The sequence below is a fragment of the Prochlorococcus marinus str. MIT 9312 genome, assembly GCF_000012645.1.
Taxonomy (GTDB): domain Bacteria; phylum Cyanobacteriota; class Cyanobacteriia; order PCC-6307; family Cyanobiaceae; genus Prochlorococcus_A; species Prochlorococcus_A marinus_L.
Genome location: NC_007577.1, coordinates 1286829 through 1304777 on the forward strand (window position 1 = coordinate 1286829; position 17949 = coordinate 1304777).

Consider the following 17949-nt stretch of genomic DNA (forward strand, 5'->3'; position numbering starts at 1 on the left):
ATAGATACTGAATATAAAAATAAATGCCTAAAAGATTCCCAGAGTGGGTAAACACAGAGGTCGTGATTAAGGCAATCAAAATGAGAGAAGAAGGGATGCTTTCAAAACAACTCAATTTATGGATAGAAAACCTATTAGAAATCGAAAAAAAGTAAGTATTTACGAAATACTTTTAATAATCCTTAGAGCTGCCATTGCTGCTCCGTAACCATTATCTATATTCATAACTGCAACGCCTGGAGAACAACTTGACAACATACTATTTAAAGCAGTTTCTCCATTCTTGCTAACGCCGTATCCGACTGAGACTGGTACTGCGATTATTGGTTGCGCCAACAATCCTCCCACCACAGTTGCTAAAGCTCCTTCCATCCCAGCACAAACTATTAATACATCGTATTTATTGATTTCTTCTAACTGACTAATTAATCGATGAAGTCCTGCCACTCCAACATCTATAAAAGATTGACAATTAACTCCATAGATTTCAAGCGCTAATTGAGCTTCAAGTGTTACAGGCAAATCACTAGAACCGCCTGAAATTATGGCAACTTTTTTATTTGTATTAAGTTTATTTAGATTTTTGCCAATTATCAGGCATTTTGCTTCTTCATAGAATCGTGCATCATCATAAAAATCTAAAAGATCAATAGCTTTTTCACTATTAATCCTAGTAATGAAAACAACCTCATTTTTACTTAATACATTTTCAGATAATCTCTTTAATTGATCGATACTCTTATCTTGTCCCCAAATTGCTTCAATGAGTCCAAGCCTTTCCCTTCTTTGAAAATCAAACCTAATATCTAAATTCATACTTGCTTATTTAACTCTCCCTCGTAAATCAATTCAAAAGGGTTTTCACTTACATTTAAATCAGTCTTAACATTATCTTCAAATTTTTCTTGCACTACATTTACTTCTGACATTGGTATGCTTTTCCATAATTTTTTACTTTTCCAATTTACCAATATTAAAGCCTCTTCTTTTTCTTTATCCCAAAATAATTGTCTCCCCAAAAAACCATCTTGAGAAGATAACCAAGGCTCCCAAATTTTTTTTTCAGTCTTTAACCATACTTCTTTATATTGAGCAGGAACTTTAAGTCTTAATTCTTCTACGACAAGTTCTTGTTTATAGTTATCCATTGCGATTGCTTCAGTAATATGAGTATTAATTTGATTAAGAAAAACAAATAAAGAGAAAAATAAGAAAAAAAAGCTTTTTATTCTCTTTTTAAAATTAGAATTTATTTTCATTCTTTTTTCTCGAGTAAAACTACAGAGTGACAACTTATTCCTTCTTCTCTACCTTCTGGTCCTAACTTTTCATTCGTAGTTGCTTTTATTCCAATAAAACTATTATCTATTTTTAGAGTATTAGAGAGATTTTTTTTCATTATTTCAACAAATGGTTTAATTTTTGGTCTTTCAGCAACAAGAACGCTATCAATATTATTTATTTCCCAACCTTGCTTTCTAACTAAATCAATAACCTTCGATAACAAAATTAGACTATCTACATCTTTCCATTTGTCATCTGAAGGAGGAAAATATTTTCCTATGTCTCCTAGAGACAATGCTCCTAATAATGCATCCATTATTGAATGAGTTAACACATCTGCATCACTATGACCATCTAACCCCAAATTATCCGGATGTTTTAAATTAACTCCACCTATAATAAGTTTTCTTCCTGTTACTAATCTATGAATATCATATCCATTACCAATTCTAAATTTTGGAGTGAAATCGTTCATTTTATCCGGTTTTGTAATCGAAATAAACTCTGTGATTATTCTTTAATTTCTAATAAATTTTTCACAGAAATAATTAATACATAATTACTATTAGCTCAATGTTTTCCAACAAAAAGAAAATTTATAAAGATAATAATAAATATCATAATTATAAAGATAACCTATTTCTTAATCTGTGAAACCTTCAATTGTCTGTTTAGTTGAATAAATACCCACAAATGGAGCTGTAACTTCTTTAAGAAAAGCGGTTGTTTTTCCTAAAATACTATTTTTAACAGCTATTAAATCATTTTCTTTTAAAAAAGGATTCCTTTTAGAGCCTCTTTTAGCACTTGCTGAATATGAAATATTTTTCTTTATTACTGTCCCATCTTGCTCGTACCTTATAAGAACAATTTTTCCAGAGAGAGGTTTGATTGGTCCAGTAAGATCAATCGCATCTGATAATGCAGCTTCAAGTGGAACTTTTACAACTCCAGGACTTTCGACTCTACCAAAAAGACTTACGCTAATAAACCTTGGAGAAATACCCGATAAAATGGATTTCGGTATTTGATCTATATCCTTCTTACTTAACTTAGGGAAAAACAAAGTATCTCCATCAAATATACGTATATCGTTTGTAGGATCAGATTTGTTTACAAAGGCATTAAAATCAACAATTGCTCTCTTTTTCCCTCCACCTTTTCCAAGAGGTACATCTCTAATAATTTCAATTCGAGATAAATCAGTTAAGGATGTTATACCACCAGCATTTCTAATAACATCAGAAATGGAAAAAAGATTTTTACTAGGTCTTTTAACCATTATATTATTAGAAGATTGATTATTTAATTGTGAAATTTGACCTATTCTCAATTGCTCATTATTGTCTATCAATAAATCAAGATCAGAATTATTATTTTTATCGATCTTTATAAATGAAGATGAGCGATAAGAAGGGAATTTATAAAAACCGGGATTTCTTAACTCACCTTTAACTAATACTCTAATACTCTTGAAAACTGCGATTCTTACTTTTATATCTGGCTCAATAAGAAATTCAGAGTATCTTTTTTCTAATAATTTTTTCAACTCGGAAGTAGTCAATCCTCTTACAAAAGTTTCATTTAGCCTAGGTAAATATAATTCTCCCTCTTTACTAACAGGAAAAATTCCATTTAATTCTTTAGCAGGATAGAATTCTAAATAAATTGAATCGCCAGTATCAATAATATAATCCTCTAATTCATTTCTTGAATCTAAGTACTCAATTTCTATTTGATTATTTTTTGTTTTTGGAAAATTAATTTCTGCTTTAGATGCATCAAATATAAAAACTGAGAATAAAAAATATATAAAAAACCCTAAAGTCGATTTACTCTTAAAAGAGATAACCCTTAAACCTATATTCTTAAAATTGTTTTGGAGTAGCAAAATTGATATTTTTTTTAATTATTTTACTATTAATCTAGAAAAATAGAAAATTAATCTTTAGAGATATTTAGAGAAGAATTATTTAATTTATCATCTTTTTTAAATAATATCTGAAGTAACTTTCCTATAAATCCCAGAGCCAATCATCTCCATCATATTCATCGATTGGCAAATCACAAAATTCATTTTTAATTAGATCTTTTCTTCTTTTAATTGTTCTTTTTAACATCCGCTCTTCTCTCCAAAGTTCAATTTCTTTATGATTACCATTAATGAGAACATCTGGAACTTTCATATCCCTAAAAATTTGAGGTCTAGTATACTGTGGGTGCTCTAATAAAGGTGAGTTATGACTCTCATTAACCAAAGAATCTGGATCCCCAAGTGTTCCTGGCAATAATCTGGTCAAACCGTTAATTATTGACAACGCAGGAATTTCTCCTCCAGAAAGTACATAATCTCCTATAGATATCTCCTCATCAGCTAAGCATCTAACCCTTTCATCAAAACCTTCATATTGACCACAAATAATTATTATTTGATCCAAAGTTGACCATCTCACAAAATCCTTTTGCTTTAAGACTTTACCCTGTGGGGTCATCAATAAAGTTTTACTTTTAGGAAATTTATTAATTGATTCATGCGCTTTAAAAATAGGGCCAGGTTTTAAGACCATTCCTGCTCCTCCGCCATAAGGCTTATCGTCTACTTGTCTGTAAGAACCTTCTCCATATTCTCTTAAATCATGTAAATTAACATTAATCAAATTCTTATCTAGAGCTCTTGTTATAACACCTAAATTCTTAATTAATTCAAAAGCTTTAGGTAATAATGTAATTACATCAATATTAAAACTATTCATCTAGAAATCTTCCTCATAACCAAACTCAAGTAGCCTTGATTCTTTTTTTCTCCAATTTGGAACAACTTTCACAAACAACTCCAAGTAAACTGGGCCATTAATTAATTTTGACATATTTGATCTTGCTGACTGACCAATAATTTTTAACATTGAGCCTTTCTTTCCAATTAGAATTCCTTTTTGTGTTGATCTTTCAACAATAATAGTGGCCAAAATAGCCGTAAAACTTTTGCCATTTTTTCTTTTCATTTCCTCTATCTTCTCAATTCTTACTGCAACACTATGAGGTACTTCTTCTCTTGTATTTATTAATACCTGCTCTCTTACTAAATCAGATAATAAATTATCTAATGGTTGGTCGCATATCATATCTTCATCATAAAGTTTTGGTCCCTCTGGAAGAAAAGTAAGTAGCATATTGACTAATTCAGAACATCCTTCTCCTTGAGAGGCACTTAAAATTTGAAAATTTCTATTAATTCCAAAAAATTTTCTATATTGATCTAATCGTAACTTCCTGAATTCTTCATTTACCAAATCCCACTTATTTAATGCAACAATAAATTCAGTTTGATTTGCGACTAAAAAGTTCATTATATATTCATCACCTCTACCAGGCTCTTCACTTGAATCAACAACAACAATAACCATATCAACCCCATTAATTGCTGATTTTGCATTTTTTACTAATATTTCTCCAAGGCGATGATGAGGTTTATGAACACCTGGTGTATCTACAAAAATTATTTGCCCATTTTTTGTAGTAAGTATTCCTTTTAATTTATTTCTAGTAGTTTGCGCTATTGGAGAAGTAATTGTTATTTTTTCTCCAATCAACTTATTTATTAAAGTAGATTTACCTACGTTTGGCCTTCCTAGTAAAGTTACAAATCCAGATCTATAATTGGCCAAAGACTTTTAGTGTATCAATAATAAAATTCTGATCAAAAATGAAAAAAAAAACCATAAATTTAAAAAAAGCTTCGTTTAATCAGGCAATAAATATATCAGCACTATGGTGTAGAGAGTGGGGAGAAGATTTGCTCAGCGAAGAAGTTTTAGCAGATAGGATAGCAGAGCTAATTAAAACAAAGAATGGACTTAGGGGATTTTTTGCGTACGCTTTATCAGATAAAGATTGTTTTTTGTTAGATAAACTTCCTTTTTCATTGGTTTTCAAACTTAACGAAGGTGGAGATGAAGTAGTAAAAATAGTAGTAAAAAATTTAATAATGAGTTCTGCTCAAATTATTGTTCATCGAAGAGAAAATAATCATGAATATGAGATAACATCAGAAAATATTTCCGATAGGTGTAAGGGTATTTTGAGAATGCTCGATACAAAATTAGTTACAAAGACTATTAATCATTTAATTAAGGACCTAGATAATATGGGAAATAGTTTTGATAATTCAACAAAATATGATTCAAAGCAAAAGGAATTTATAAAAAAACAAATTCTTGATATTGCCCAATAAAAAAGCGTAGAAAATAATCTACGCTTTTAGATAAATATTTAAATATTTGGTTTAGTCTCTTCTTCCTCCGCCTTGAAGTGCAATCATTAATCTCAATATAAAGACGAAAAGGTTTATATAAGTTAGATACATACCTAAAGCCCCTGCCAGGTATTGATCATCATTATATCTTCTTGGCATTGTATAGAAATCTACAAAAGACATTGCAACAAATAAGACAGTTCCAAATCCTGCAATTATCAATTCAAGTCCTGAGCCTCCAAAAACACTTGGAGCAAAGAATCCTCCAATTAATTGGAAAAACATTGCTATGAGCAGACCTATTAGACCGAGGCCAACAACTCCACTTAATGCTTGACCAACACTATCGCTCATTCTTTGGCCAGTGTATGAGGCAATCACAAAAGTTATACCCGTAGCTAATGCTGCAGTCCCAACTGAACCGATACCTATTGTTCCTATTGCTAAAGCAACTATTCCGCTTAAGGTGAATCCGGTTAGTAAACTAAAGCCTGTAAGTAAAGGCAAGGCCTTTGCGTTATTTGCATTATTCGCAGCGCTTGTTGCTATAAAAAACAAAATCAATTCTGCAATTAAAGCAACTATTGAGAGAGGCTGGAAAAGTCCAGGATTTGTTGCTATGAGTGAAACACCTGCTAAAACGCCTAAAGAAGTTAGAACCATACCTCCACCAACATATGGTAGAGCTTTTTGAACAACATTAGGTCCAACAATTGAACTAGTTTGTGCTTCACGAATAGCTTGATTAAAATTACTACTTGCTGGCATTTTTTTTTTAAATATAATTCTATTCTACTTGATTTTTAAAATTCTAGGGTACGGATCACCAGAGATACAAAGTTATTGATAAGCCTCAATAATTTTCTGAACTAAAGGATGACGAACTACATCTTCAACAGTTAAGTAACAAAATTTTATACCTTCAGTCTCAGAGAAAATTCTTGATGCTTCGATGAGGCCACTTTCCTGATCTCTTTTTAAATCAATTTGAGTAATATCTCCGTTTACAACCATTTTTGATCTCTCACCTAATCTGGTTAAAAACATTCTCATTTGAGAGCAAGTTGTATTTTGTGCTTCATCTAAAATTACCAAAGAGTTATCCAAGGTTCTGCCTCTCATAAATGCTAAAGGAGCAACTTCAATAATTCCTTTATCTATTAACGAATTTGTTCTATCAAGTCCGAAAATACTATGCAAAGAATCAAATAGGGGTCTTAAATATGGATCTACTTTTTGTTGCAAATCTCCAGGAAGAAATCCCAAACTTTCACCAGCTTCTACGGCTGGTCTTGTTAAAACAATTTTTTCTATTTTTTTCTCGTTCAATAGTCTTGCTGCGCAAACAGTTGCCAAAAATGTCTTACCAGTTCCAGCTGGACCAATTGCGAACGTAAGATCAAAGGTTTCAATTGATTCAACATATTCTTTTTGTCTTATAGTTCTTGGTCTTAAATATCTTCCCTCCTTGGAACGCGCAAGAACTTTTTTCCCAAGTTCAGCATGTGAAGAGGACTCTCCCATATTTAAAGAACTTAAAGCGGCTTTAAGATCTACCTCTGGGACTTCTAGCCCTTGTTCCCAAATTGGTCTTGTCAGCTCTACTAATGCTGATGCCCTCTCAATCTTAGATATAACTCCATTCATCTCAAGTTGTAAGCCTCTTATAGTTAAAGAAACTCCTGTTAGAGACTCAAACTTTTTCAAGAAAGAATTTCCAGGCCCAGATAATGCTGTAGCAGCATCAGAGCTTGGCAAATCAATTGTGAAGTGACCAGTTTTGGAAACTTCCTTCATTTAGTTGTTGTATAAGAATAAAAATTTATCAAACCACTAGCTTTCAGCTTCATTACTATCGCTTTCAGCTTTACTACTATCATTTTCTTCGTTTTTGATCTTAGCTTTAGCTACTTTTTCCTTCTCTAACTTTGCTTTACCTATTGCAATTGAGGGTCTTTCTTTTTTTTCTAATAACCCTCCCTTTTCTAACAAATTCCTCACGACATCAGTTGGCTGCGCACCCTGAGTAAGTCTTATCCTCAAAGCTTCCGTATTAAGCCTAGTTTCCTTAGTTCTTGGATTATAAAAACCTAGCTCTTGTAGAGGTCTACCATCTCTTCTGGAAGTACTATTGCATGCAACAATTCTGAAACTTGCTTCTTTTTTCTTTCCAAAGCGCTTAAGGCGCAACTTAATCATCTTAAATTAATACGTTTTTAATAATAATATCATTTAAAGGTAAGAATTTAGAAACTATAAATCAGCAAACCCTTTTTTCTTTTTATTATTTTTTTGTTTTTTCATCGGTTTGTTACTACTCATTCCTGACATTCCTCCCATTCCTGGCATTCCTCCCATTCCTGGCATTCCTCCCATTCCTGGCATTCCTCCCATTCCTGGCATTCCTCCCATTCCTGGCATTCCTCCATTCGACATTTGTTTCATGAAACCTCTCATTCTTTGAAAATCAGCCAATACTTTATCTACATCTTTTGCTTCATATCCACTACCCTGAGCGATCCTTTGTCTTCTTGAAGGTTGAGCAGCAAGAACCTCAGGTTTTTGTTTCTCCTCAAGAGTCATAGAGGAGATCATAGATTCTATTTTCTTAAGTTGATATTCACCATCTTTTATCATCCCATCGTCTATTTTATTCATTCCAGGTATTAACTTTATCAATCCACCAAGTGAACCCATCCTTTTAATTAATCTCATTTGCTTAACAAAATCATTAAAATCAAAAGTTGCTTCTTGGAGTTTCTTTTGCATTACTTCAGCATCAGCAAGCTCAACTTCTTTTTGGGCTTTTTCTACTAATGTCAATACATCGCCCATTCCTAAAATTCTGCTGGCCATTCTTTCTGGATGGAATGGTTGCAGTGCCTCTATTTTTTCGCCTACACCAATAAATTTAATTGGTTTACCACTTATTTTTCTTATTGATAAAGCTGCGCCTCCTCTTGAGTCTCCATCCAACTTTGTTAATATCGCTCCTGAAATACCTACTTTTTCATGAAATGACTTTGTCAAGTCAGCAGCTTCTTGCCCAATCATAGAATCAACAACAAGCAAAACCTCATCAGGATTAGAAACTTCTTTTATCCGAACCATTTCACTCATCATTGAATCATCTATTTGCAATCTTCCTGCAGTGTCAATAATGATCGAGTTAAAATTATTTTCATTCGCATAATTCAATGCATCCTTTGTTATTTCCTCTGGTTTGCTATTTTTTTCTTTCGCCGAAAAAACTTCTAAATCATATTGACTGCCCAATGTTTTAAGTTGCTCTACAGCTGCTGGTCGATAAATATCTGCAGCCACCAAAAGAACTTTTTTATCTTTTTCCTTCAGATAAAGGCCCAATTTTCCTGTCGCAGTTGTTTTACCAGCTCCCTGAAGTCCAGCCATTAAAATTACAGTAGGACTACTTTGATTTTCATTTAATGGAGAATTTTCATTCCCCATAATATTAATCAATTCTTTATTAACAACTTCTATAAATTTTTGACCTGGGTTTACACCCCTAACCACTTCTTCTCCAATAGCTTTATCTTTTACATCTGATATAAACTCTTTTACTACAGATAAACTAACATCGGCATCTAATAATGCTCGTTTAACTTCCTTCAAGGCATCATTTATATTGTTTTCACTAATTTTTGCCTCGCCTCTTAAACCTTTTACTGCGTCTTCAAAGCGTGATGAGAGTTCATCAAACATTATTAAAAAGTAATTTTAATTATTATAGATGATCTAGAAGTTTATATTTACAGGCCGCTTACAAAATCAACCAACTTCCATGATTTATTAGAAAAACCCAAAATATATTTGACTTTTAGAGGAGTCAACGATGTTTCATTAACAAACTCTCCAGAACTCTTTATTATTCTTTCTAAGTAATTTAATTCAACTAAAACAACTATCCTCGAAGAAGTTTGTGATTCCAAATCTATCTTAATTATTTGGGAATTAATTTCTTTGTATATTCCTTTCTTTATATCATTTTTTCTTTCTTCAATTGTTCTGTCAATCAAACCATTACTAACAATCTTGGAGAGATTAATTTCACTCTTTCCAGCTAAGTAATTACTTTTACTTATAAGCCAAACATTAATTAAATTTCTTATATCTTCTAAAGAAGGCGAGGCTTGATTGACTTCTTTAACCTGAAAGGAATTCTTGGCATTGGGGTTTTTAATAATAGGCTTCAATTCATTTAGAGAGTCTTTTTTGATTTCTTTAATAATTACTTTATCTATAACCTTTTCATTTTTATCTACAGCTATTAAAGGTTTATCCGTAACAGTTTTATCTTGAATTGAATTTTTAAAATTATTTCTTAAAAATCCAATCCCAATACCAAATGCAAATAATATCAAAAACGCATATAGATAAATTAAGTAAGGTGAATTATTATTAAACTCTTGATTTTTCAAAAATTCCCCAAAACTAAACTTTAATTCAGCAATTTTTTCAATTAAGTACCTATAAAACTCTATTGGTTTATTTTTAAATATTTCCTCATTAAATTTATTTTCTTCTAAGTCAAGTTTTTCATATTCTTGTTTTATCCCACCTGGCCAAGGTAATCTCCTTTCATCAGCATTGGCTATATTACTATCAAAAGCATCAGTAATTTTTGTATAAGATTCTTTTTCAATCTGTTGATTCTGAAGATTTGATTTGATTGTAGTTTTATTTGATTTCTTTTCTAATTTCTCAATAAATTCTTGAATTTCCCTATCTTCAAACCAAGAATCTAAATCCACCTCTTTTGAGTCAATATCTCTATAGCCAACTAAAACATCATTCTCTAACCAATTTTTACAAAAAACACATATCGCTTCTAACTTATTTCCTGGATAATTATTAAGCCAATCCCGTAATTTCTCATCAGAACTGCTAGAGAACCTTGCAGATGCCTGATCAATATCTGCCAAAAGCAAGTCTAGACAACCAATAAGAGGCATTGAATCAAGACCTGATAAATTCAGTTTCTTCAAGATTCTCCTGGCTTCAAATAATTTTTCCGGCTTTCTTCTTGAGAAACCAATTGCTGACAAGGATAGAAAAGCTAAAAATCCTGCTTCTAATGATCCTTTTTTTTGTAATTCAAGAAACAAATCAATCTGTTCTTGAACTGTCAAATACGGCTTTATTTGTTGAAAAAAGGCTTCAAATTCTTGCTGATTTAGATAATCTCCATATTCAGATTTATTATTACCTTCCAAGCCACCTCTTTTAATTATTAAATTTTCCAACATAGTTAAGCCTTTTTTATGAGACTCCTGTTCATTTAAATCCCTACTAAGTAGATCTAGGATCCTGTAAGGAAGCAGAGCAACCAAGTCTTCTTCAAGTTCTTTCCTTCTTTCTCCAAGCTTTCCCATTCTTTGAAGAAGTTGTATACCCTCATGTAAAAAGTCTGCAGCGTTTGAATAGGATCTAAGCTGTTGTTCTTGAATTGCAGAATCTCTAGCTGTTAAAGCAGCCAATAAAGTTAAATCAGCTTCTCTACTACTTCCTAAAGCTGGAGTTTGTGGCGGCTGTAATGCTTTTCTTGTGATTTTAAACGCTTCTTTTGGGGAACCCGATTCCCAAAGAAGTATTAATCCTGCCACTTCTCTATTTGAGGAAAACTCCAGTCCAGATGCCCCATTTAATAACAAATTTTCGTACTCTCTCCTACTTTCTGGATCTGTAAGTAAATCAGCAGTTAGGCGAAGCAACTCCGATCTTTGGGTTAAAACTTCGTAAGTAAAACCTTCATCAGGCGTTTTGTCCAGCCGTAATTGAAACGCCCTTAATATTTCCTCAGAGGTTGCAGAGGGGCTTACGCCAATTAAACGAAAATGGTCTAAAGGGAGTTCCAAACAATTATCCTATTGAAAATTCTTAGACAAATTTTATCAAGTTAAAAATTTTTTTCATAAGGTCTTATAGACTTTTAAAAAAAAATAATGAAAATCGCCCTTCACAGCTTAGAATGTTAACAAATCAAAACTTCATTAAGGTATTTTTCTTGGAAACACATGTAGAGAGAATCTCAAATCTTCAAGACATAAAAAAAGCCAAATTAGATCGAGAAACCGGATTATTTCTTTATGAAGACATGACGCTTGGTCGAAGATTCGAAGATAAGTGTGCAGAAATGTATTACAGGGGGAAAATGTTTGGTTTCGTTCATTTATATAACGGGCAAGAGGCTATAAGCACGGGAGTAATTGGTGCTATGAGAAAGAAACATGATTGGTTTTGTAGCACTTACCGCGATCATGTTCATGCACTAAGCGCTGGTGTTCCCTCCTTTGAAGTAATGAGTGAACTTTTTGGTAAAGCTACAGGTTGTAGCAAAGGCCGAGGGGGGTCCATGCACTTATTTTCAAAAGAGCATCACTTACTAGGAGGATATGCATTTATTGGAGAAGGAATTCCAGTAGCTTTAGGTGCAGCCTTTTCAAGTAAATACAAAAAGGAAGTTGCTGGCAATAATAGTAGTGATTCTGTAACTGCAGCATTCTTTGGAGATGGGACTTGCAATAATGGGCAGTTTTTTGAATGTTTAAATATGGCCCAATTATGGAAATTACCCATAATTTTTGTTGTTGAGAATAATAAATGGGCTATTGGTATGGCTCACGATAGAGCCACTAGCAATCCTGAAATCTGGAGAAAAGCCTCTGCTTTTGGAATGCATGGCGAGGAAGTTGATGGGATGGATGTATTAGCAGTGAGAGGAGCGGCACAAAGAGCAATTGAGCGTGCTAGAGCGGGAGAAGGGCCCACACTTTTAGAATGCTTGACTTATAGATACAGAGGACATTCTCTTGCAGATCCAGATGAATTAAGGTCTGAAAGAGAGAAAGAGTTTTGGAGTAAAAGAGATCCCATTAAGAAATTAGCCCACGAAATTATTAATGGTAAATTTGCAACGGAAGAAGAATTAAAAATTATTGAGAAGAAAATTGATACCGAAATATCTGAGTCAGTTAAAAATGCTTTAGAAGCACCTGAACCTCCTTCACAAGAATTAACTAAATATATTTGGGCTGAAGATTAGATTAAATCCCACTGGGTAATTTTCTGGTTAAATTTCTTAATTTTCTTAATGCCTTTAGTTCAACTTGTCTAACTCTTTCCCTAGAAACTTCTAATAATCTTCCTATTTCAGCAAGAGTATGTCTTTCATTCCCATCTAGCCCAAACCTTAATTTAAGAACATGTTGCTCTTGCTCGCTTAGATGGCTTAACCACTTCCCAAGTTGTTCTTGATGCATTTTCTGTTCAACTTTATCTAAAGGCTCTTCAGTATTACTATCTGCTATTAAATCACCTAAAAAGCTCCTGCCATCATCACCATTAACTGGAGCATCTAAACTACTTGTTGATAAAGCTTGTCTTAAGACAGAATCTAATTCTTCAACATCAATATCCATTGCTTCTGCAATTTCAATTCTGCTTGGCATCGCACCAAGTTTGTGAGCTAATTCCCTACTAACTTTTCGTATAGCGGCTAATCTTTCGCTTAAATGAACTGGTAAACGGATTGTTCTTGATTGACAAGCAATTGCTCTTGTCATACTTTGTCGGATCCACCAAAAAGCGTAAGTAGAAAACTTATATCCTCTTGTAGGATCAAATTTTTCAACAGCCCTCTCCAAACCAAGAGATCCTTCTTGAACTAAATCAAGAAGTTCGAGTCCTTTGCCCTGATATTTTTTTGCGACACTGACAACTAATCTTAAATTAGCTTTCATCATTCTCTCTTTAGCTCTTCTACCAATTTTTATTATTCTTTTTTGCTGCGTTGTAAATTCTTTAATTTTTTCATTTAATTGACCATCCTCGGTGAGAATCATCATTTTCTGAACTTGATTGCCCAATTCAATCTCTTCAGCAGGAGTTAACAAAGGAACCCTACCGATATTTTGCAAATACCAGCTTATCGGATCATTACCTCTTCTCTTTGGTGGTTCTGCTGGAACTCCTAATGTTGAAACCATTTTATGACCTAAATCAAGGTATTAAAACTTTCCTACATTTTTTTGAAAATAGCGGAATATTTAATGCGCGCTTCAGATTTCATGTAATATTTGTTTATTTATGTGTTTAAAACTAAAAATAACTCTCTTAAATTGTTTCTTTCAAGATATTTGTCTCGTTTTCCTATTTCTCATTAGTTTAGATAATTCATCACCAATTGCAGATGCATTTGATCCCTTTTTACACTTTGATGCAGCAAATGAATGCAAAAGTACATATTTAGCAAAAAATTCGGTTGTTATATTTCTACTAAAGGTTAAATCAATCGCAGAACTGCCCGCCACAAATCCAGATAAAAGATCACCCAATCCTGCTCTGGCTGTCTGAGAATCGGTTCCAAAAAGTTGCCATGCTTTTTTATTGTCAGCGACTGTGCTATTAGCTCCCTTTAACAAAACACTTATATTAAATTCTTTTGCTGCATTAAGAGCTATTTCAACATTAGTCTCACCTTTGATATTAGGGAATAACCTTGAAAACTCTTTGCTATGAGGTGTAATCCATGTTTTGAATTTCCTCCCTAAAAAAAATTTTGATCCTAATTTAGATTCCGAGATTCTATTGAGTGCATCTGCATCCAAGATCAATAATCCTTCAAAACTCAAAAGATAGTCTTTTGATTTTTCCCAATCATCACTATCAATTCCTATCCCTGGACCTACAGCTAATGAATCAAATGCACTTAAATCAATATTCTTTAATGCACTTAATAAAGATGCATTTCCATTTTGATTAGATTGCATAGTTCCTTTTAAAACTATTTCTGGAGCAACTTGCCAAATAGATTCAGCAACCAAATCTGGCAGGACAGCAGAGATAAAACCTGCTCCACTTGATATGGCCCCTTTTAATGCTAAGTATGCAGCGCCAGGATATTTTTCACTCCCGGCGATTAATAATGTTCTTCCTCTTTTATATTTGTTGGAATTTTTTGGTAGAAAAGGTAAATCAATATTTTTTAAATCTTTGTAAGTAACCTTAAAAATCTTTTTTTCAACATTGGACAATTTACTAATAGGTACCCCAACATCAATATGGTTCAATTCTCCAATAAAAGGTAGAGCAGAATCTAGCGTTAACCCAATTTTATTAAGACCTACAGCTAAAGTATAATCTGCCTTTACTGCATCATCAAAAACAGGCTCTCCTTTATCAGGACATAATCCTGTAGGAATATCAATACTTATTACCTTGCCATATTTGTTATGAAATTTCTGATTAAATAATTTAATTAATTTAATATCAACTTTTCTTGTTTGATTGTTACCAAAAACAGCATCAATCCAGAGTTCTTTCCCATTCGCATCGGGGGCCTCTTCTAATTTTGTGACACCAATAGATGTAAGATAATTAACGTGGTCAATTGTTAATGTTTTTTTTATTGGGAATGGACACCATACCTTAACTAAATATCCTTGCAAAAAAAGCTCTCTAGCTATTACGGCACCATCCCCGCCATTATGCCCAGGACCTATTAAAACAGTTATTCCATTCTTTAGAAGAGGTTTCCTTTTTAAAAGCCATCTACTAATTTGGATACCAGCTTTTTCCATCAATGCTGCTTGGGGCATCCCATCAGAAAACATTTCTTTCTCTAGTATCAACATTTGCTTTGAATCAACAATTAAATGTTTTGAGTCAATTGTTGGCCATATAATTTCGTTCATAATTAGTACAAAGCAATTGAAGTACTGTTCAAAAATTTAAATTTCCATGTTAAAGACACAAAAGGATAAAAAATTAGAGAACAATTTTTCTAATAATAATAAAACTAAAAAGAAGAAAAATATTATTGTAGGTCTTTCTGGTGGCGTAGATAGTTCCCTTTCAGCTGCTCTTCTTGTAGAAAGTGGCTGGGATGTTGAGGGACTAACTCTTTGGCTAATGAAAGGACAAGGCTCCTGTTGTTCTGAAGGATTAGTAGATGCTGCTGGCCTTTGTGAAGATTTAGGAATTAATCATAAAATAATAGATTCAAGAGAAATTTTCGAAAGAGAGGTAATTAAAAAAACTACTGAAGGCTACGAGAAAGGATTCACTCCACTTCCATGTTCGATGTGCAATAAGAATGTGAAGTTTGAAGAGATGCTTAATTACGCAATAAACAAAAAAGACTTTACTCATATTGCGACAGGACATTACGCAAGGATAAAAAAATCATCTTATGCTGAAACACTTGATTACAAGAGCTTTGTATTTAAGGACTTCCTTCTGCTCAGAGGTACTGACGAGAACAAAGACCAAAGTTATTTTCTTTATTCTCTTTCACAAGAAGTACTAAGCAGATTAGTATTTCCTCTTGGTGAAATGAAAAAAGAAGAAACTAGAAAGGAAGCCCTGAGATTAGGCCTTAGAACCGCTCAAAAACCAGAAAGTCAAGATTTATGTTTAGTTGAGCATTATGGATCAATGCAGAGATTTATCGACAAACACATTGAACCCAAAGAAGGAGAAATAATACATGTAAATGGGAAAGTCCTAGGCACTCACAATGGTATTCATCACTTTACAATAGGCCAAAGAAAAGGTTTGGGCATTGCTTGGCCTGAACCATTATATGTAAAAAGTTTAGACAGGGTAAAAAACATTGTTTATGTGGCAGATAAAAGTGATCTATTTAATAGAGAAGCAATAATTAGTAAGGTTAACTGGGTTTCAATAGAAGAACCTAAGCAAGAGATAGAAGTAGAAGCACAAATCAGATATAGAAGTCATCCAGTAAAAGGAACTTTAATACCTATGAAAAATTCAGATAATCCAGCGAATACATTTAAATTAATTTTTGAAGAAAGTCAAAGTTCGGTAACGCCCGGACAAGCTGCAGTTTTTTATAAAGGGGAAATTTTATTAGGTGGTGGATTAATTAATTAATTAATTAATTAATTTTCCAAAAGATATTTAATCCCATAAAAAATATAAACAAAATTAAAATAGGGTTATCTCCAAATTTTGTATAGAAAGTCTTTTCGGATGAAAAATTAGGGAACACTATTTCATTTTGCTCAACATTTAAATCTAGCATTTGAATTATTTTTCCATCATCCTGAACCAAACCCGAAGGGCCTGTGTTTGATACGAGTAAATTATTTTTCTTATTTTCAATACTTCTTAACCTAGCCAAAGAAAGGAATTGATTATACAGCTTAATTGGATAGGGATCTAAATTTGCTACAGTAATTATTAGTTTTGCACCGCTATTAATAGCCTTTCTTATTTTCACTCCATCACTAATTTCGTAACAGATAGCTACTGCTAATGGGGGTGTAAATTTAGGATCGAAAAATCTTGAATCAGAGCCTGGTTGAATTCCTCCTACTGCAGATAATCCTCTTGAAAAACTATTTAGAAATCTAGGTATTTTTTCACCTAATGGAACAAGTCTATTTTTATCTATGAAAGAGGTAAAAGATTTATCTCCAATTTGAAATCCGAGTAAAGAACTTCTCAACTCATTATCTAAATTTCTGAAACCTCCTACCAAAGTATTAACCTTAATGCCTTTAGAAAAATAAAAATTATTAGATAGAGTTCCTTCAGGAGCAACAAGTAGTTTTGCTTGATTGGCTAAAGCATATTCTTGAGCTATAGATTGTTTTTCTTTAATAAACTCATCATCTATTTTTAATTTTTCTCTAGTTGGGATATTTGTTTGCCAAATAGCCACAGGAAATTCAGAATTTCTTTTTATTGGATTTGTTAGGGCCCCAAATAAATGTAAGAAAACAATTATCAAAAGTCCAAAAATAAATATTTTTTTAAAATGAAGTTTTCTTCTCCATCTACCGTGACTTAAAAAAATCCAAAACCCAATCAATATTTGTAATACGCATAAACCACTTGCACCAATCCATCTTGCCAAAACAGCAAGATAAATATCTCCTGGGATAAGACTCTCTCCTAAACCTATCCAGAAAAAAGGTGTTTGAGAAAGTATCAATTCACCAATCCCCCAAGTCAAAGATAAAAAAAATACTTTTATGGTTAAAGGCATAATTTTCATTTTAAAAACATCCTCTCTCCAGAGAATCATTTCAACTAACAGCCCCCATAAATAAACTAATAACCCACCCCAAAAAGCACAAAATAATAATATTGAAATCGCAATTATTAAACTTGCAAACCATGAAAACCCGAGCCATGTTAATGGATGAAGATCATATAACCATGAATGACTTATCAAAACAAAGAAAAAACCCCACCAAAAATTTGCTATTTTTCTTTCACTTCCCTCCCATAAAATAAATAAAGATATCGGCATAAAAATCAGCCAAAAGTGAGTTGAGACTGAAATTCCTCCTAAAATCCCACCTAAACAAGGGTAAAAATATTGTCTTAAACTTTTAATTTGAGTCTGGATTAACAATCTA

At 32.7% G+C, this 17949-nt stretch carries 18 protein-coding genes; 4 read left to right on the forward strand and 14 right to left on the reverse strand.

The features are described from left to right. Nucleotides 1-23 precede the first annotated feature (23 nt). Nucleotides 24-155, forward strand: coding sequence for a hypothetical protein (locus tag PMT9312_RS10060; protein ID WP_011376917.1), 132 nt, complete (start codon nucleotides 24-26; stop codon nucleotides 153-155). Nucleotides 156-159: 4 nt separating this feature from the next. Here the strand turns inward: PMT9312_RS10060 and larB are convergent, their stop codons facing one another. The 6 genes from larB to era form a co-directional block, all read right to left on the reverse strand. After that, nucleotides 160-816, reverse strand: coding sequence for a nickel pincer cofactor biosynthesis protein LarB (larB, locus tag PMT9312_RS07085; protein ID WP_011376918.1), 657 nt, complete (start codon nucleotides 814-816; stop codon nucleotides 160-162). After that, the gene (locus tag PMT9312_RS07090; protein ID WP_011376919.1) at nucleotides 813-1259 is read right to left on the reverse strand and encodes a TIGR03792 family protein; all 447 of its coding nucleotides are present in this window, start codon (nucleotides 1257-1259) and stop codon (nucleotides 813-815) included. The genes larB and PMT9312_RS07090 overlap by 4 nt, the downstream gene beginning before the upstream one ends. Continuing rightward, the gene (gene ispF / locus PMT9312_RS07095) at nucleotides 1256-1759 is read right to left on the reverse strand and encodes a 2-C-methyl-D-erythritol 2,4-cyclodiphosphate synthase (RefSeq protein ID WP_011376920.1); all 504 of its coding nucleotides are present in this window, start codon (nucleotides 1757-1759) and stop codon (nucleotides 1256-1258) included. The genes PMT9312_RS07090 and ispF overlap by 4 nt, the downstream gene beginning before the upstream one ends. Before the next feature lie 168 nt (nucleotides 1760-1927). Continuing rightward, entirely contained in the window at nucleotides 1928-3175 is a 1248-nt protein-coding gene (locus PMT9312_RS07100) for a polysaccharide biosynthesis/export family protein (protein ID WP_011376921.1), read from the reverse strand. Nucleotides 3176-3299: 124 nt separating this feature from the next. After that, on the reverse strand, nucleotides 3300-4037 hold the full coding sequence (gene trmD, locus PMT9312_RS07105) for a tRNA (guanosine(37)-N1)-methyltransferase TrmD (RefSeq protein WP_011376922.1): 738 nt from the start codon (nucleotides 4035-4037) through the stop codon (nucleotides 3300-3302). Then, complete coding sequence (era, locus tag PMT9312_RS07110) at nucleotides 4038-4949, reverse strand: GTPase Era (RefSeq protein ID WP_011376923.1); 912 nt, start codon at nucleotides 4947-4949, stop codon at nucleotides 4038-4040. 38 nt (nucleotides 4950-4987) lie between these two features. On the opposite strand from era, the gene PMT9312_RS07115 reads away from it, so the two are divergent. Further along, nucleotides 4988-5515, forward strand: coding sequence for a hypothetical protein (locus PMT9312_RS07115; RefSeq protein ID WP_011376924.1), 528 nt, complete (start codon nucleotides 4988-4990; stop codon nucleotides 5513-5515). Between the two features lie 51 nt (nucleotides 5516-5566). Here PMT9312_RS07115 and PMT9312_RS07120 read toward each other — a convergent pair whose 3' ends face one another. The 5 genes from PMT9312_RS07120 to PMT9312_RS07140 form a co-directional block, all read right to left on the reverse strand. Continuing rightward, nucleotides 5567-6304 carry a Bax inhibitor-1/YccA family protein gene (locus PMT9312_RS07120; protein ID WP_011376925.1) on the reverse strand — a complete coding sequence of 246 codons (738 nt, stop codon included), beginning with the start codon at nucleotides 6302-6304 and terminating at the stop codon, nucleotides 5567-5569. 72 nt (nucleotides 6305-6376) lie between these two features. After that, nucleotides 6377-7333: a PhoH family protein gene (locus tag PMT9312_RS07125; RefSeq protein WP_011376926.1), complete on the reverse strand. Its 957-nt coding sequence runs from the start codon at nucleotides 7331-7333 to the stop codon at nucleotides 6377-6379. Between the two features lie 36 nt (nucleotides 7334-7369). Beyond that, nucleotides 7370-7735: a 30S ribosomal protein S16 gene (gene rpsP / locus PMT9312_RS07130; protein WP_011376927.1), complete on the reverse strand. Its 366-nt coding sequence runs from the start codon at nucleotides 7733-7735 to the stop codon at nucleotides 7370-7372. A gap of 54 nt (nucleotides 7736-7789) precedes the next feature. Beyond that, nucleotides 7790-9259 carry a signal recognition particle protein gene (gene ffh / locus PMT9312_RS07135; protein ID WP_011376928.1) on the reverse strand — a complete coding sequence of 490 codons (1470 nt, stop codon included), beginning with the start codon at nucleotides 9257-9259 and terminating at the stop codon, nucleotides 7790-7792. Nucleotides 9260-9306: 47 nt separating this feature from the next. Further along, nucleotides 9307-11412 carry an IMS domain-containing protein gene (locus tag PMT9312_RS07140; RefSeq protein ID WP_011376929.1) on the reverse strand — a complete coding sequence of 702 codons (2106 nt, stop codon included), beginning with the start codon at nucleotides 11410-11412 and terminating at the stop codon, nucleotides 9307-9309. Nucleotides 11413-11525: 113 nt separating this feature from the next. On the opposite strand from PMT9312_RS07140, the gene pdhA reads away from it, so the two are divergent. Next, nucleotides 11526-12599, forward strand: a complete 1074-nt coding sequence (pdhA, locus tag PMT9312_RS07145; protein WP_011376930.1) for a pyruvate dehydrogenase (acetyl-transferring) E1 component subunit alpha — start codon at nucleotides 11526-11528, stop codon at nucleotides 12597-12599. A gap of 1 nt (nucleotide 12600) precedes the next feature. On the opposite strand, the gene PMT9312_RS07150 is transcribed toward pdhA, so the two are convergent. After that, the gene (locus PMT9312_RS07150) at nucleotides 12601-13542 is read right to left on the reverse strand and encodes an RpoD/SigA family RNA polymerase sigma factor (RefSeq protein WP_011376931.1); all 942 of its coding nucleotides are present in this window, start codon (nucleotides 13540-13542) and stop codon (nucleotides 12601-12603) included. A 141-nt stretch (nucleotides 13543-13683) separates the two neighbouring features. Continuing rightward, the gene (locus tag PMT9312_RS07155) at nucleotides 13684-15249 is read right to left on the reverse strand and encodes a bifunctional ADP-dependent NAD(P)H-hydrate dehydratase/NAD(P)H-hydrate epimerase (RefSeq protein ID WP_011376932.1); all 1566 of its coding nucleotides are present in this window, start codon (nucleotides 15247-15249) and stop codon (nucleotides 13684-13686) included. A gap of 46 nt (nucleotides 15250-15295) precedes the next feature. Here PMT9312_RS07155 and mnmA point away from each other — a divergent pair, with 46 nt between their 5' ends. After that, nucleotides 15296-16453, forward strand: a complete 1158-nt coding sequence (gene mnmA, locus PMT9312_RS07160) for a tRNA 2-thiouridine(34) synthase MnmA (RefSeq protein ID WP_011376933.1) — start codon at nucleotides 15296-15298, stop codon at nucleotides 16451-16453. 4 nt (nucleotides 16454-16457) lie between these two features. Here the strand turns inward: mnmA and PMT9312_RS07165 are convergent, their stop codons facing one another. Beyond that, nucleotides 16458-17945, reverse strand: coding sequence for an apolipoprotein N-acyltransferase (locus PMT9312_RS07165; protein WP_011376934.1), 1488 nt, complete (start codon nucleotides 17943-17945; stop codon nucleotides 16458-16460). Nucleotides 17946-17949: the final 4 nt, after the last annotated feature.